Source organism: Kitasatospora humi, from assembly GCF_020907985.1.
Taxonomy (GTDB): domain Bacteria; phylum Actinomycetota; class Actinomycetes; order Streptomycetales; family Streptomycetaceae; genus Kitasatospora; species Kitasatospora humi.
Genome location: NZ_JAJJPA010000006.1, coordinates 40925 through 56381, shown reverse-complemented (window position 1 = coordinate 56381; position 15457 = coordinate 40925). Strand labels below are relative to the sequence as shown.

At 70.9% G+C, this 15457-nt stretch carries 9 protein-coding genes; 4 read left to right on the top strand and 5 right to left on the bottom strand.

Annotated elements, in window-relative coordinates; all coding sequences use genetic code 11:
- Window positions 1-59: 59 nt before the first annotated feature.
- Window positions 60-2849: an RICIN domain-containing protein gene (locus LN042_RS08420; RefSeq protein ID WP_230050011.1), complete on the bottom strand. Its 2790-nt coding sequence runs from the start codon at window positions 2847-2849 to the stop codon at window positions 60-62.
- A gap of 185 nt (window positions 2850-3034) precedes the next feature.
- A complete protein-coding gene (locus LN042_RS37210) occupies window positions 3035-5860 on the bottom strand; it encodes a putative Ig domain-containing protein (protein WP_283843630.1) in 2826 nt (941 codons plus the stop codon).
- A 437-nt stretch (window positions 5861-6297) separates the two neighbouring features.
- On the opposite strand from LN042_RS37210, the gene LN042_RS08405 reads away from it, so the two are divergent.
- Window positions 6298-6510 carry a cold-shock protein gene (locus LN042_RS08405; protein WP_230050009.1) on the top strand — a complete coding sequence of 71 codons (213 nt, stop codon included), beginning with the start codon at window positions 6298-6300 and terminating at the stop codon, window positions 6508-6510.
- A gap of 112 nt (window positions 6511-6622) precedes the next feature.
- Here LN042_RS08405 and LN042_RS08400 read toward each other — a convergent pair whose 3' ends face one another.
- From LN042_RS08400 to LN042_RS08390, 3 genes are all read right to left on the bottom strand, one after another.
- Window positions 6623-7492: an LLM class flavin-dependent oxidoreductase gene (locus tag LN042_RS08400; RefSeq protein ID WP_230050007.1), complete on the bottom strand. Its 870-nt coding sequence runs from the start codon at window positions 7490-7492 to the stop codon at window positions 6623-6625.
- 123 nt (window positions 7493-7615) lie between these two features.
- A complete protein-coding gene (locus LN042_RS08395) occupies window positions 7616-9427 on the bottom strand; it encodes an ABC transporter ATP-binding protein (protein WP_230050005.1) in 1812 nt (603 codons plus the stop codon).
- A gap of 215 nt (window positions 9428-9642) precedes the next feature.
- The gene (locus tag LN042_RS08390) at window positions 9643-10701 is read right to left on the bottom strand and encodes a S1C family serine protease (protein ID WP_308191782.1); all 1059 of its coding nucleotides are present in this window, start codon (window positions 10699-10701) and stop codon (window positions 9643-9645) included.
- An 819-nt stretch (window positions 10702-11520) separates the two neighbouring features.
- Here LN042_RS08390 and LN042_RS08385 point away from each other — a divergent pair.
- The 3 genes from LN042_RS08385 (at window position 11521) to LN042_RS08375 (ending at window position 15456) form a co-directional block, all read left to right on the top strand.
- Window positions 11521-12204, top strand: coding sequence for an O-methyltransferase (locus LN042_RS08385; protein WP_230050003.1), 684 nt, complete (start codon window positions 11521-11523; stop codon window positions 12202-12204).
- Window positions 12205-12339: 135 nt separating this feature from the next.
- The gene (locus tag LN042_RS08380; protein ID WP_308191781.1) at window positions 12340-13869 is read left to right on the top strand and encodes an FAD-dependent oxidoreductase; all 1530 of its coding nucleotides are present in this window, start codon (window positions 12340-12342) and stop codon (window positions 13867-13869) included.
- 546 nt (window positions 13870-14415) lie between these two features.
- On the top strand, window positions 14416-15456 hold the full coding sequence (locus LN042_RS08375; protein ID WP_230050000.1) for a hypothetical protein: 1041 nt from the start codon (window positions 14416-14418) through the stop codon (window positions 15454-15456).
- The last annotated feature ends 1 nt before the right edge of the window (window position 15457 follow it).

Genomic DNA, 15457 nt, shown 5'->3' with positions numbered 1-15457 from the left:
GCGGGGATGTGGAGTCCCCGCCCCCGCGCGCCGGGCGCCGGTCAGGCCCTGGACCAGCGCTAGCTCGCACCGGCGGTGCACGTCGCCAGCTGGATCGGGGTGCCGTTGCCGGTGGCCCCGCCGGTGAGGTCCAGGCACAGGCCGGAGGGGACGCCCCGGACGGTGCCGTCGGGGTTGAGCGTCCACTGCTGGTAGGACTGCCCGTTGCAGCGCCAGAGGATGACCGAGGTGCCCGGAGCGGTGCCTCCGGCGTAGGCGTCCAGGCACATGCCGAAGACGGTCAGCTCCTTGCCGGGGGTGTAGGTCCACCTCTGGTCGGCGCCGCCGCCGCAGTCCCGGACGTCGATCCGGGTGGCGGGGGTGGTGCTGGAGCCCGGGTCGTCCAGGCAGCGCGAAGCGGCCGCGTCGACCAGGGTGCTCGTCGCGGGCAGGCCGATCGTGACCGGCCCCAGCGTGCGCGGCCGGAGCGCCGGGTCGCCGGTGACCGCGGCGACGGTCAGCGAGCTGACGGGGTTCGCGACCGGCTGCACCAGGTAGGAGGAGCCCTTCGCGGTGGGGATGGCGATCTGCGCGGCCGTGGTGGCGGGCACCACGACCGTCGTCTCGTCGCCCCCGTCCACCACCTCGACCTGCTGCCCGGGCCAGGGGTTGCGCAGGTTGACGGTGCCGGTGGACCCCGCGTTGATGCCGACTGTGGTCACCGTCCCGCCGTGCACCTGGACGGAGACCTTGCTGCCGCCTTGGATGAACACCGTGCCGTCCGCGTCCCAACCCGGCGGCAGGGCGGGCGCGATGCGCAGCAGCCCGTCGTAGTCCTGGACCAGCGCCTCGTTCAGCGCGGCCGCCACCACGCCCTGCTGCTCGACGTAGGGCTCGTCGCCGACGAAGGTGGCCATGCCCGACGGTTGCTTCTGGTACTTCTCGGTGAGCCCGATCAGGGTCGTCGACACCTCGCTGCCCAGGCCGAGCCGGGCGGCCTGCAGCGGGTCCAGGCTCCAGTCGTCGGCCTGCTGGTCGGGGCGGTCGGTGTAGGTGCGCTTGGCGAGGTCGGACAGGGCACCCGAGTCGCCGATGAGGTCGTAGGGCCAGACCGGTTCCAGACCGATGTTCTCCGAGTTCATCTTCGTGGCCGCCGGGTCGTAGGACGGCGCGATGACGTCCTGGCCGGCGGCGTCGTCGGCCGGGGAGAGCAACTGGCTCCGGGTGGCGGCATCGGTCCGCGCGAACGGGCGGATCCGCGGGATCGCGGCCTGCAACCGCGCGACCAGATCGGCGTCCTGGCCGAGCACTTGGGCGGCCTGGACGGTCGCCGGGAAGAGCGCCTGCTCGGCCGCGAGGTCGGTGGTGGGGTCGTGGACGTCCCACTGGGTCTCGTGCGCGTTGGACGGGTACGTGTGCAGGTAGCCGTCCGTGCCGGTGGTGGCGTAGGCGAGCAGGAAGCGGGCGGCCTGGGCCATCAGCTGGTAGTGGGCCGCGAGGAAGGACCGGTCACCGGTCATCAGGTACTGCTGCCAGACCCACAGGCCGACTTCGGCGCCGGTGGAGACCGTCCGGGTGTTGTAGAAGGCGCTCGCGGTGGCGTCGCACTCGGGCGGGCGCACGGCGCCGGTGGACGTCACCAGGTAGCCGTTGCCGTCGAAGCGCATGGTCTCCGGCACGCAGACGCCCGGGCGGTCGCCCATGTGGGCCTGGGTCCAGGACTCGATCCCGGCCAAGTTGTCGTTGTACAGCCGGAAGTACGGGTCGTTGAGGCTGAACGCCCCCGAGGAGAGGTTGGCCTGGACCTGCATCCGCAGGTTCCAGTGCCAGTAGTCGGCCGGGTCCCACTGGTGGGTGTCCTGGTACGCGGAGAAGAGGTCGCCCACCCCGGCCTGCGAGCCGGGATAGGTGTCCCGGCTCTCGGCAGCGGCGTCGTACAGGTCCAGGGTGCGCAGGTTCTCCAGGTAGTCGGCACTGCCGTCGGCGGAGGAGAACCTGACCAGGCCGACACCGCCCCAGAAGTCGTGCCACCAGGCGAGGTGCGGGGCTTCCAGGTCCCGGGAGGCGGTGGTCGCGTCGGTCCCGAGCAGGGTGGTGGCGGTGGCCTGTGCGTCGCCGCCCGTCCAGTGCGGAGCGGCGGCGACGAGCCGGAACGTGCCGTCGGCGTTGGGGGTGAAGGACACCTGGACGCTCCGGGAGTCGACCACACTGGCGCTGACGTCCCGGCCGCCGGCGGTGATCGCGCCGAGCGAGCCGAAGGTGGCACCGCTCGCGCCGGGCGTGCCGCCGTCCACCCAGGTCTCGCCGAGCGTGGCGATCGATCCGGAGGCCAGCGGCTGGGGGGAGCGGCCCGACCACAGGGCCAGTCGTGCGGTCTGCGGCGACGTCGGATCGGCGCCGGTGACGTCGACCACCAGCTCGTCCTTGTCCGCGCGGACGTAGACGGTGGCGGTCATGCCGCCGCCCGATTCCACCAGGGTCCCGTCGTACAGGTCCAGGTGGGCGGAGAAGTCGGGTGCGCCGGTGAGCCTGGCGAGGCCCGGAACGGTCAGCCAGCCCGGTGACTTGCGGTCCGGCAGCGTGTCCGACCGGTTGAGTTGGGCGGTGAAGCCACCGGCGGCCCAGACGGCGGCGCCCAGCGTCCCGTTGCCGAGCGGCATCGACTGCGCCTGGGTGGTGTTGGGTGCGGCCAGGACCACGTCCGAGCGGCGGACGAGGTCGGGCGTGTCGACCCCGAACCGGCCGGCCTGCCACGCGGTCGTGCCGGTCGCCGCACGCGCCACGGGCGCGGAGGGCGCGATGGACAGGGCCGCGGTCAGCACCAGGCCGCAGGCGGCGCCCAGTGCGGTGATTCTTCGGGTGCGGGCCATGAGGGCTCCACTTCCTCTGGGGAGAGCCGGCCCCGGCGGAGGCCGACCAAGGCTCCGGTGGGTGGCCGAATCCGGGTCGCCGGCCGAGCGGGCGCTCGCGCGGGCGGCCCGGGCCGATGGGTCGTCCTGAGGCCCGCGCGCAGGGCGCCGCGGGCCTCAGGACCTCTTGGGGGCGGGGTGGTCGGTCAGCCGTCGGTGAGGCTCAGGTCATCGACGGTGGAGGTGGCCGACGCGGACGGCAGGTAGCAGAACACCGTGGCGGAGGTGCTGGTGGCGCCGGTGGTGAAGGTGTCCGACACCGGGGTCCAGCCGGTGGCCGAGGTGTGGGCGGTCACCTGGGCGCCTCCGTAGTTCTTCACGCCGAAGCTGGTGGAGCTGCCGGAATCGGCGCGGACCCAGCCGGAGTAGGTGTAGGTGGTGTTCGGCGACAGCCCGGTGACGGTGTACTCCATGGTCGCGTAATCACCGGCCCCCGACTTCAGTTGGAGGTCGTGGGTGGGGCCGTGGGCCGAAGGGTCGGTGACGACGCCGGCGTTGTGGGTCGTCCAGCCGGCCAGGCCGCCGGACTCGAAGTTCCCGGCGGGGATGAGGTTGGGCGAGCCGACGGTCCAGGTGAACGTCGTCGTTCCGGTCGCCTTGGTCCGGTCGGTCGCGGTGACGGTCACCGTGGAACTGCCGGTCGTGGTGGGCGTGCCGGTGATGGCGCCCCTGCGGCTGATCGACAGGCCCGCCGGGAGGCCGGTGGCTTGGTAGGTGTAGGTCTCGCCGGCGATCGAGTCCGTGGCGGTGAGCTGCAGCGGAGCGATCGCGGTGTTCAGCGCCGAGTGCTGGGTGCCGGGGTTGGTCACCGTGACCGCGTGGGCCGAGCTGGCCGGGAAGGTGAGGGTCTGGGCGCCGACCGCGTGGGTGTCGCCCAAGGTGCCGGTGTTGGCCCAGTCGCGCTGGGGTGCGGTGGCGGCGCCGGTGTCCGCGGTCAGGCTCAGGGCCTGGCCGCTGTAGCGGTTGACCAGCCGGTAGCTGTCGGCCGGCATGGTGGCGTCGTTGACGCGCTGCAGGAACCACTGGTAGCCGACGCTGGTGCCGGTGCCCAGGGTGAGCTGGGCGCCCCAGGCACGACCGGAGTCGGTGCTGTCGTCGACGCCGATGTGCCGGCCGGATTCGGCGTTGGCGATGGTGAAGAAGCCGTCACCGGTGGGGGTGAACGTCCAACCGTGCGACGCGGAGGTGTCGCTGCTCCGGTGCTTGGTGGTCAGCTGGTTCCCGGATTGGACCAGGAACTGGCCGTCGCCGGCGGCGATCTGGTACGGGATGCCGGAACTGACCGGCGGGACGGGCAGGTTGGCCGAGTCGGTGTCGATCGTGGTGTCGACCCACTCGGTGCCGCTGGTCGGCGTGCAGCTGTACATGCAGTAGTCGCGGAAGGTCTTGCCCACCAGGCCGTTGGCGGTCTTGCTGGTGCCGTCCAGCAGGGAGCGGTACCAGGCGCCACCGCTGGGGTTGCCGACCGTGCCGATGTCGGTCCACTTCTGGGTGGACAGGTCGGCGGTGGCGTAGACGTGCAGCGGGGTGGACGTGGTGGGGTTCTCGGCCCGGGCCATGCTGATGTACTCGCCCAGGTAGGCGTCGTAGGCCACGTCCAGCCAGGCCAGCGGCGCGGCGCTGGGCAGTTGACCGGCGGCCAGCTGCTGCGCGGTGGTGCCGGGGTTGGCGGGGTCGTAGGCGTCGTCCAGGTAGCCGCTCGGGTTGGTCGCGTCGGAGGCCACCAGGTCGGCCTCCCTGCCCCCGGTGCCCGGCTCGGTCCACGTGCCGCCGTACCACTTGTGCCACGAGGACGGCGCCATCTTGCCGGAGATCGGCGCCCGCGCCACATGACCGAGGTCGACCCGGCCACCGCCCGCCTGGTTCAGGATCTGCGTGTCGTAGTAGAGGTAGAAGTACCCGGAGGCGTAGTCCACGAACAGCTTCGGGTCCCCGTCACCGTAGTAGTACGTCTGGTTCGGGAACTGCCGGCGACCGTCCTGCGCGGGATCGTCGCAGGCAGCCAACTGCAGCACGGTGGAGCCGTCGAGGCAGCTGGTGGACGCACCCGTCAGGTGGATCTGCCCGGTGGCCCCGGCGGCCGGGGTGGTGAACGCCTGCTGCGCCGGGGTGGCGCCGCAGTTCTGGAGGGTGAAGGTGCTGCCGTCGGTGGTGGCGGAGGCGGTCGCGCACAGGTGGGAGGCCGGGTTGACCAGGGTGCCGCCGGTGGCGGTCCACTGCTGGGCGGCGGTTGCGTTGCAGCCGCTCACGGTGACCGCGGTGCCGGCGGTGGTGGCGCCCCCGGAGATGTTGAGGCAGTGGCTGCCCACGTGGACGGTGCCGCCGGAGTCCATCGTCCAGTTCTGGTCGTTCTCGCGCAGGGTGCTGAACGGCGAGGTGATGATGTGGTTGACGATGGTCCACGTGTTGCCGTGGTCGGTGGACTGCGCGTAGTCGATGCTGTCGTAGTGCAGGCCGTCGTGGAACGGGGAGGGGGTGAACTCGTTGTGCACCGCGCCGTACCAGGTGCCGCTGTCCGGGTCGACCCACACGCCGATCAGGTCGCAGTAGTTGCGCTCCGCGTACCCCGAAGTCGGGGAGCCCTTGGGGTCGTTGGTGGCGCTCTGCCCGGTCGGGCTGTTGTTGCAGCGGACCGTGGTGTTCGCGTTGTCGGGGGCCGAGGAGATCGCGGCCTTGGTGACGCCCGTGTCGATGTCCGTCCCGGTCCAGAACTGCCAGGCGCGGGTGTCGCTGCCGCCGTACAGCGAGTGCGAGGACTGGAAGTAGAACGTGCCGTCACTGTCGATGAAGGGGTACGCCGGTGTGTCGTCGGCGTAGCCGTAACCGCCGGTGGCGCCGGTCGTGATGGTGTACGCCGGTGTCGCCGCGCGAGCGGGCAAGGCCGCCCCCGTACCGAGGGTGGCGACCGCCAGGGCCAGCGGCGCCAGCGCCGCGAGTACGGCCCGTGGCCGCAACAGGGTTCTAGATCGCATGTGCGAGGTCCTCTGGGTGGGGGCGAGGGTTGACGCGATGACGCGCAGACGCGTGTCGGGCGGGCGTGGGGGTACCGGAGCGGGGGCCTTGGAGCACGACCGGTTCCCATCGGCCGTCCAATGCGGGAGACCCTAGGAGCGGCAGGAGCCTCGGGCAACACGCCGATAACACATGATTGGCACATGAATGGCCTGGTGCGGCCGGGAGCACGCCCTGACCAGGGGCCGCCGCAGGTGTGACGGAGTGCCGGCGACCGGGAATTCATGGGGGGAGTCACCTGCTCGACCGGCACCGGCACCGGCACCGGCACCTGCGACGGACAGGCGTTGACCGGAACGGTTCTGACACCCAGTCCGACTGCTCATTGTGCCGTCTCCACTGCACTGCGTGAGATGATCACGGCAGTCGGCGCAACCGAGTGCGATCAGGAGGAGACATGGCCGAGCGGCAGAACGGCACGGTGAAGTGGTTCAACGATGAGAAGGGTTACGGCTTCATCTCTCCGGAATCCGGCCCTGACCTGTTCGTGCACTTCAGGGCGATCGAAGGAAGTGGCTTCAAATCCTTGGTGGAGGGCCAGAAAGTCTCTTTCGAAGCCGTGCAAGGCCAGAAGGGAATGCAGGCCGACAAGGTCCGCGTGGAGGAGTAGTGAAGGACGTGTGGCACGGGTGGTCCCCCGACCGAAGGCCGGGGAACCACCCGTGGGTAGGAGTGCTGCACGTCGTTTGGAGCCCCGCACTCCAAGGGCGCTGCCACGCCCGTCAGCGGCCGAGCGCTGCCAGCACCTCGCGCAACTGGGTGACCGGCTCCGGGCCGCAGATCCGGACCACCACCGTCTGCGCGCCCGCGGCCCCGAGAGCGTCGAGTGCCGCCGCGGCCTCGGCCGCCGTGCCCCCGGCCGCGAACGTGTGCGCCTCATCGCGTCCCAGCCACTGCGCGTGCCCTGCGACGGAGTCCCGCAGGGCCGGCGCCGCCGCGTCCCCCACGCCCAGGTAGGTGAACGCGGTGATGGTGTAGTCCGCGCCCGCGCCGCCCCGCTCCGCGGCCGCGCGGACCGCCCGCAGGTCCTCCGGGCCGTGGCCCTCGGCCACGAGCGTGCCCTGCGCGGCACGGCCGGCCAGCTCCAGGGATTTGGGTGAGACGACGCCCGCGATCACCGGTGGCACCGCGTCCTTCGCCGGCGGGTGAACCAACTCCACCGAATCGAGGCGCAGTTCGCGCCCGTCCACGGTGACGCGCTCGCCGCGCAGCAGGCCGCGCACCGCGGTCAGGGTCTCCTCCAGCAGGGCCAGCGGCGACCGCGGGGCGACACCGACCTGCCGCATCCACTCCCGCACGCCGTGGCCGATTCCGGCCACCAGCCGGCCGGGGAAGACCCTGGCCAGGGTCGCCACCTCCATCGCCAGCAGCGCGGGGCTGCGCAGGGGCGCGGGCGCTATCCCGATGCCCACGCGAAGCCGCTCCGTCGCGCCGAGGGCGACCGCCGCCGCCGAGATCCCGCCGTTCCACCCCAGGTCCTCGACCACCCACAGGTCGTCCACGCCCAGGGCCTCGACTTCCCGCGCGAACCCGGGCAGCCCGGCCGGGTCCCAGGAGCGGTCATACATCACACCGATACGAAGAGCAGTCACAAGCGGCCAACCTAACCGCATGCTCCGCAGCCGGCGAGACCGCGTCAGCTGACGCGGCGTCCGTTCCGCTGCTGGGCAGGTGGCGAGCGCCGAGAGTGCCGCCCGCGACCAGCAGCCCGCCCGCTACCGCGAGGCCCTCCCCGCCGTGTCGTCGAGGAAGCCGCCCGACTGGTGCTGCCACAACCTGGCGTAGGCGCCGTCCGCGGTGAGCAGCTCCTGGTGGGTGCCTTGTTCGAGGATCCGGCCGCGGTCGAGGACGACGAGCCGGTCCATCTTGGCGACGGTGCTCAGCCGGTGCGCCACCACGAGGGCCGTGCGCCCCTCCATGAGTCGCCACAGGGCCTCCTGGACCAGGATCTCGCTCTCGGAGTCCAAGGCGCTGGTCGCCTCGTCCAGCAGCAGGATGGGTGCGTCGCGCAGGATCGCGCGAGCCAGCGCGACCCGTTGGCGCTGTCCGCCGGAGAGCTTGACGCCGCGCTCGCCCACCATGGTGTCGAAGCCGTCCGGCAGTGCGTCGGCGAACTCGCTGACGTGTGCTGCCTCGGCCGCGCGGCGGATCTCGGCGTCGGTGGCGCCCGGTCGGGCGAACGCGATGTTCTCGCGCAGTGTCCGGTGGAACATCGCCGGGTCCTGCGGCACGTAGGCGATCAGGCCGCGCAGGTCGGTCTGGCGCAGCCTGCTGATGTCCTGACCACCGATCAGGATCCGCCCGGTGTCGAGGTCCGTCATCCGCAGCAGCAGCCGGGTGAGCGTGGTCTTGCCTCCGCCGGACCGTCCGACGAGGCCGATCTTCGCTCCGCTCGGTACGGCCAGGTCGAGGCCCTCGAAGATCGGCTCGGCGCCGGCGTGGGCGAAGGTCACCCGCTCGAACCGGACATCGGCGGCCCGGAGCCGCAGCGGCTCCGGCGAAGCCGGATCGAGCACGGTCGGTGGCTCCATCAGCAACTCGGTGAACTGCGCGGCCTCCGTCATCGAGCTCTCCAACCGTCGGTAGATCTGGTTGAACTCGAACATGATCCGCGTCGCGCTGCTGTAGTACGTGAAGGCGACCATCACCGCCTCCACGCCGTGCCTGCCCCCGCCGAGAGTCACCGCGAGCAGCAGGCCCAGCGCGTTCGTCAGCACGGACATCGGCGCGACCAGCGTGTCGATGCGCAGGTTGCCGTAGTCCCAGGAGCGCACCGCCAGCCGGCGCAACTGCGCTACGCGGGACCGGTGTTCGGCGGCCTCGCGCTCCTCGGCGGCGAACGACCGGACGGTGTCCATGTTCATCAGGACGTCGGCGACGTGACCCGACACCCGGGCGAACGCCTCCTCGCGCTGGTCGACCAGCCGCTGGCGGCGCCGGATGAGGGGCGCCACGCACCCCGCCGTCACCGCGATCATCGCCAACAGCCCGACCACCAGCAGTGGTTGGTAGTGCCACAGCACCACCGACCCGAACAACAGCGGCACGAAGTTGGCCACCACCGAGAACGTCAGGGTGTCCACGAACTCCTCGAAGCGCGAGGCGAAGCTCAGGACCCGTTTGGTCAGCGATCCGGCGAAGTTGTCGTGGAAGAACGCGGAGTCCTTGGCGAACAGTTCGTCCATCCCGACCACGTACAAGTGCTCGATGCCGCGGGCTTCGAGGCGGTTCATGCAGTGCAGGCCGATGCGCCACAGCGCCTCCGCAGCCAGCAGGACACTGGCGAAGGCCAGCACGTAGGGCAGCGTGCTGCCGCTGTCGACCCGCGCGTCGGCGGCGATGCGACCGACGAGCTTGGCGACGACCAGCGGCGCGATGTAGGCGATGCCGATGTTGCCCAGCGCCGGCAGCAGCATGGCCGGCAGCGCCAGCCGTGGCGAGCGGGTTAACTCCCGCCCGTAGTAACGAAGTGCGAGTAGCACCGAGGTCCGGCCCGGCGAGCCCTGGCGCGCTTCAGACGATCCCATTCCAACCCCGAGTGATCGTGCGGAGGCGTGTGAGGAAGTGAGGAACCGTAGTCTCCCGCGAAGGCGGCCGAGGAGTCCAAGCGTTATTCTGCGGGACGATCAGCGTCAATGTCCCATCACCACCGATGAGCTGATGGCGCGTCAGGACGGCTGGCCTGCCCCGCTGACCCCATCTCTCCCGGAAGCGCACCAGTACCCGGGCTGCGCGGTCCGGTTCAGCCGGCGGGCCCGCTGACCAGGGTGACGGTGGCGCTGTGCGACGCGCCGTCGGCGTCGGTCCACTGGACGGTCACCTGGGAGCCGACGGTGCGACTAGCCATGATCGTGGTGAGCGCCGCGGGGGTGTCGACCACCTGGCCGTCGACGGCGGTGATCTCGTCGCCCTGCGTGAGCCCCGCCTGCGCGGCCGGCGAGCCGGGGATCACGCTCGCTACCAGTGCGCCCGGACCGGAGCCGCTGTCCGCCGTCGTCGCGACCTCCACCCCGAGGAAGGCGGTCGGCCCGATGTGGATGTCCGTGCTGGACTGGCCCGCCATGATCTGGCGGGCCAGCGGCAGCGCCGTGTTGATCGGGATGGCGAACCCCTGAGACGCCGCTTGCCGCTGCCCGCCCCCGCCGTTGCTTTCGGTTCCGGCCGTGTCGATGCCGATCACCGCGCCGCTGGAGTCCACCAGCGAGCCGCCCGAGTCGCCGGCCTGCACGTTCGCGTCCACCTGGATCATCCCGGTCAGCTGCTCGGCCGTTCCGCTGCCGGGGTCGTTCGCGATGATGGACTGGTCGAGCCCGATCACGTCGCCGCTGGCCGTGGTCGGGGTGCCGGTCCCGCCGGCGTTGCCGATGGCGGTCACCGCTTCGCCGACCGCCACCTTCGAGGAGTCGCCCAGCTTGGCGGTCGCCAGTCCGGAGGCGTTCTGCAGTTGCAGCACCGCCAGGTCGCCGGCGTGGTCGTAGCCGACGACGGTCGCCGTGTACGTGCGGCCGTTTCCGACGTCGGTCGCGGAGACCGATGTGGCGCCGTCGATCACGTGGTTGTTCGTGAGGATCTCACCGTTCGAGCTGACGACGATCCCGGTGCCGGCGGCGCGGGCGCCCTGGTAGCCGAGCGTGGTGTTGATGGTCACCAGAGTGGGATCGACCTTGGCGGACACATCCGTGCTTCCGGTGACGCCGCTGCCGGACGGTGCCACCGGACCGGACGGCGACTGGGGCTGCAGGTACGCCCGGCTGACCCCGATCCCCACCGCCGCGGCCACCGCCGCCACCGCGAGCGTCACCAGGTACCGGCGGACCCGGTGCCGCCGGGGCGGGACCGGGGCGGGACCGTGACCGGGAGGCACCGGACCCGGCGGGTACGGGGGCATGGGCGGTGGTGCCGAGCCGTACGGCTGGGTCGGGGGCGCCCCCGAGGTCCACGTCCCCGGGGCCGGGGGCGGCCCCCAACCGCCGGCCGGACCGATGTGACCACCGCTGCCCGAACCGCCGGGCGGGGTGGGGGCCCCGAATTCCTGTTCTCCGCTCATGACATCCGCACCTAGGGTTCGTGTCGAGAAGCTGACGGAAAGCGCCCTGGCCCTGACCCGTTGGGCGGCCTTCCCCTCCATGATGCGCGGCGATCGGTACGCTCGCCGTAAGCCCTGGATGAGCTGTTCTTCAGAACGCCGGCGAGCCCTGGTGCCGGGCGCAGCGGTGGACAGGACCGGGTTTCCGCGGTCACGATCACCGTGGCAGCGACGGCTTCCGGCTGGACCGTGAGCAGGGCCGACCGCCCGGCGCAGACCTCCCGCCCCTGCCTGGGCCTGCGCCCCCGAGCAGGGCACCGGCTCAGGACCGGTTGACGGTATTCAGCTGTATGCGCCCCGCAGTTGAACGATGGTCTGGCCCGGTGGCGGGTGTGGCATGGTCTACCCGTGAGGCAGCCGAGTGGCTTTATGTTCGACGTATGTGCCGCCGGTTCGCCGAATTCGTCGCCTGACGAGTGCGGCCGCCAGGCCGAATCGGACGAACCGAACGAGGCCCGTGCGCCCCGCAGCTGACCGCGGGCCGTCGAGACAATCCGGCGGCGATGCCTGTGACCTCGCCCGAGAGGATGAAAAATGAGCTCCGAACTAGCTGAAGTTCTGACCGCCATAGCCAACGTCGACGGTTTCCTCAAGGATCTGTACGTCGGCGACGACGAGGATCTGCAGTCAGCCCTCGACCGGATCGACGAGAACGGCTTCCTGCCGGCCAGCGTCTCCGCCACGCAAGGCAAGTTCCTCCACTTGCTGGCGAAGCTGGCGAATGCGCGGAACATCCTGGAGATCGGCACGCTCGGCGGCTACAGCACGATCTGGATGGCCCGCGCGGTCGGCCCGAACGGGCGTGTCATCACGCTCGAGTACGAGCCGAAGCATGCCGAGATCGCAGAGTCGAGCATCGCGCAGGCAGGCCTCGCGGACATCGTGGACGTGCGCACCGGCGCGGCGATGGACCTGCTTCCGCAGATCAAGGAGGAAGGCTCGGCTCCGTTCGACCTCGTTTTCATCGACGCGGACAAAGAAAACAACGTTAACTACATCTCGTGGGCGGTCGAGCTCTCCCGGCCCGGCACGGTCATTGTCGTGGACAACATCATCTGGAACGGCACCGTCCTCGATGAGGGGAGCACTGACGCGAATGCGATCGGCGCCCGTGCCGCACTGCTCGCGCTGAGTGCCGACGACAGGCTGGAAACCACCGTCCTGCAGACCGTGTGCAACAAGGGCTGGGACGGATTCGCTCTGGCGGTAGTGAAGTAGCTGCGGGCCGCTCGTGCCGAATTTCTCCCGCGCGTTGAGCGCAGGCGATTTTCGGCATGGCCGGTGCTGCGGATGGCGGCGATGGCGCACCCGTGCCGGGCCTCACAGACGACCGAAAGGTAGCCATCTCTTATTATGGAATCAGCAATGGTCCTTGTGGTGGGAGCCGGGCCGACGGGTCTTTCGTTGGCATATGACCTGGTGCGCCGCGGCGTACCGGTGCGCATCATCGATCGTCAGGAGCAGTTCACCACCGCGTCGCGCGCCAAGGCCGGGGTGCAGCCCCGGACCCTCGAGGTCTTCGACGACTTCGGGATCATCGACAGGCTGCTGGCTGCCGGCACCCAGCGGCTGCCCTTCCGGCGGCTCCTCCGCGACCAGCTGATCAGCGAGGTGGTTCCGTACGAGGACAAGTCGCCTCTTCCCGATGCTCCTTATCGCCGCATGCTCTACATCCGCCAGAACGATGTCGAGCAGATCCTCCGGGACCTGCTGAGCGAGGTCGGCTGCGAAGTGGAGCGCAGCACGACGCTCACCGAGTTCACCCAGACCGATACCTCGGTGATCGCGACGCTGGACGGGCCGGCCGGGACCGAGAAGGCCGAGTTCGACTACCTGGTGGGGTGCGATGGTGGCGGCAGTACCGTCCGCAAGCAACTCGGAATAAAGTTCCAGGGCTTCACGGACGAGAGCCAGAAGCTGTACGTCGGGGACGTCGAGGTCGACGGCTTGCCCGACGACGCCTGGTACCAGTGGTACGACTTGGAGCGCGGCCTGCTCCTGCTGTGCCCGCTGTCGGGGTCGCGCTCCTGGCAGATCCAGGCGTCGCCGTCGGTCGCCCCCGACGGCACGCTTCCGCCCCCATCGCTGGAGGCGCTGCAGGAGGCGGTCGACCGCATCAGCGGGATGCCCATCAAACTGAGCAATCCGACCTGGCTCTCCGTCACGAGGAAGAACGTGCGGATGGCCGAGTCGCTGCGATCCGGCCGTGCCCTCATAGCCGGCGACGCGGCGCACGTGCACCCGGTGGCAGGTGCGCTCGGAGCCAACACCGGCGTGCAGGACGCATACAACCTCGGCTGGAAACTCGCCAGGGTGATCAAGGACGGTGCCGACCAGAGCTTGCTGGACACCTACCAGGAAGAGCGCCTGCCGATTGCGGAGTGGACCCTGCGGACGTCCTGCTCCTCGGCTGACAAGATCGCAGAAGCCGTGATATCGGGTACCGGTGGCGCCGAGAAGGGGCTGACCGAGGAGACGAACCAGCTCGGGCTGAACTACCGCGACAGCTCCCTCAGTTGGAACCTCGCTGAGCGCGCTGCCGACGACAGCCCGGCGGTCCGCGCGGGTGACCGCGCCCCGGACTCGCCGGGCCCGGACGGAACCCGACTGTTCGACGTCTTCCGCGGACCCCATGCGACGCTGCTGGGCATGGGCGCCAGCTGCCGCGAGGCGCTGGCGCGGGTGGAGTCCGCCGGCGTCGCCGGTCTGCGCACCCTGGACGTCCAAGAACGCCCTCCGGCGTACGGATACACCGAGGACACCCTGGTCCTGGTCCGGCCGGACGGCTATGTCGGGCTGGTGACGACAGCCGAGGACAGCACCGGAGTCCTCCGGTACCTGGACTTCCTGCAGGGCCCCCACGCTGCCGCGGGTCGCGATTGACACGGGCCAGCTGATCGCGTCAACGGCGACAGGGCGCGGCAGGAAAGCGAGACGAGCGACGGACCCATCCCGCCGGGCAGGCACCGGCGGGATGGGTCCGCGTCCTCGCATGTCCGTTTGCGTGGCGGCTCAGCGGTAGCGCGGGAGGTCAAGCGTCACCGGTGGCGAGCAGCCGGCGGCCGCCGAGCCCCGGGGGACACCTCACCCCGGCGGAGCCGGTCGCCCTGGCCACCCGTCACGCCGTCCGGGTGCGGGCCGACGGCCGCTCGGCCACTGCGGAAGCCGCTCCACCGGCTCTCCGGACGGAGCACCGCCCGCCGTCGCCGTCGCGTCCCGCGAGCCGTCTTCGAGGGGGCATTCCAGACGTTCGTCAGCAAACCCGGGCATTCGCGCCGGCGGGGCGAGGACTCGCGCCTGCCAACCGTGGAGGCGGGGAAAAGGCGGTGTCACGCCGTCAGCGCAGTCGGATAATCTGCGGCTGCCGATCGAGCGATCTCCCGCTGTTCGGCCGCCGGAAGGGAATTCGTGTCTCACCTCTCGTTGCTGATGCCTGCCGCGATCACGGGCGCGGTGGTCCTGCGCGCCGCTGCGAAGCGCGGCACCTCCCCGAGCCGGTCCGCCGCACGCCGCTCCGGGCCGCCGCCGGTCTCGCTCGCCCACGACCACGACGATCCGGAGGTCACCGCACTGCGCACGGCGGTGACGGGCGGGGACTGGGACGGCGTCGCCGCGGTCCTGCGGCCGTGCCGGGACCAGGGCGACCACGGCCGGTTGACCTGGCTGGTCGGCTGCGTCCAGGACCTGCCCGGCGACTTCCTACTGGAGATCGGGCGCAGCCGCTCCGATGACCCACTGGCGCGGACCGTCTGCGGGGCACGACACGTCGCGTGGGCGTGGGAGGCGCGGTCCGGTGCGCGAGCCTCCCAGGTCACTCGGGAGCAGTTCGACCTGTTCCACGAGCGGCTGCGTGCCGCCGAGGAGCACTTGTACGCGGCCGTTGAGTCGGACCCGGATTCCGCAGCCCCCTGGTGCTTCCTGACCACCGCCTCCCGAGGGCTCGAGCACGGGCACGACGTGACGCGACGTCGCTTCGAGGCCGGAGTGCGCCGTGCGCCGACGCACGTGGCCCTGCACTCGGCCATGCTCCAGCAGGTGTGCGCGAAGTGGGGCGGCTCCCACGAGGAGATGCACGGCTTCGCCCGGGAGTCGTTCGCGAAGGCCCCGCCCGGAAGCGGGATGGGCGTGCTGATCGCCGAGGCGCACATCGAGCACTGGCTGGACCTGCCCAAGGCGGACGACGCCGCCTACATCCGGAGTCCCGAGGTGGTCGAGGAGCTCCGGCGGGCCGCGGCCGCGTCGGTGCTGCACCCGGACTACTCTCCCACCGAATCGCCCTATCCCGCGCTCAATGCTTTCGCCCTGGCGTTCTGGCTGGCAGGCGACCGGGCGAGCGCCCGGCAGCTGTTCGAGCGCATCGGCGACCACCCGACCCGCTTTCCCTGGGCCTACTACGGGAACCCCGGCCAGGTGTTCGCCAACGCGCGCCAGGAATGCATGAAGGCCAAGCCGGCCAAGCCGGCGAAGTAGG

Coding starts and splice junctions, on each gene's coding strand:
- LN042_RS08405 (WP_230050009.1), top strand. CDS start 6,298: ATGGCCGAGCGGCAGAACGGCACGGTGAAGTGGTTCAACGATGAGAAG.
- LN042_RS37210 (WP_283843630.1), bottom strand. CDS start 5,860: ATGCGATCTAGAACCCTGTTGCGGCCACGGGCCGTACTCGCGGCGCTG.
- LN042_RS08375 (WP_230050000.1), top strand. CDS start 14,416: ATGCCTGCCGCGATCACGGGCGCGGTGGTCCTGCGCGCCGCTGCGAAG.
- LN042_RS08380 (WP_308191781.1), top strand. CDS start 12,340: ATGGAATCAGCAATGGTCCTTGTGGTGGGAGCCGGGCCGACGGGTCTT.
- LN042_RS08395 (WP_230050005.1), bottom strand. CDS start 9,427: ATGGGATCGTCTGAAGCGCGCCAGGGCTCGCCGGGCCGGACCTCGGTG.
- LN042_RS08420 (WP_230050011.1), bottom strand. CDS start 2,849: ATGGCCCGCACCCGAAGAATCACCGCACTGGGCGCCGCCTGCGGCCTG.
- LN042_RS08385 (WP_230050003.1), top strand. CDS start 11,521: ATGAGCTCCGAACTAGCTGAAGTTCTGACCGCCATAGCCAACGTCGAC.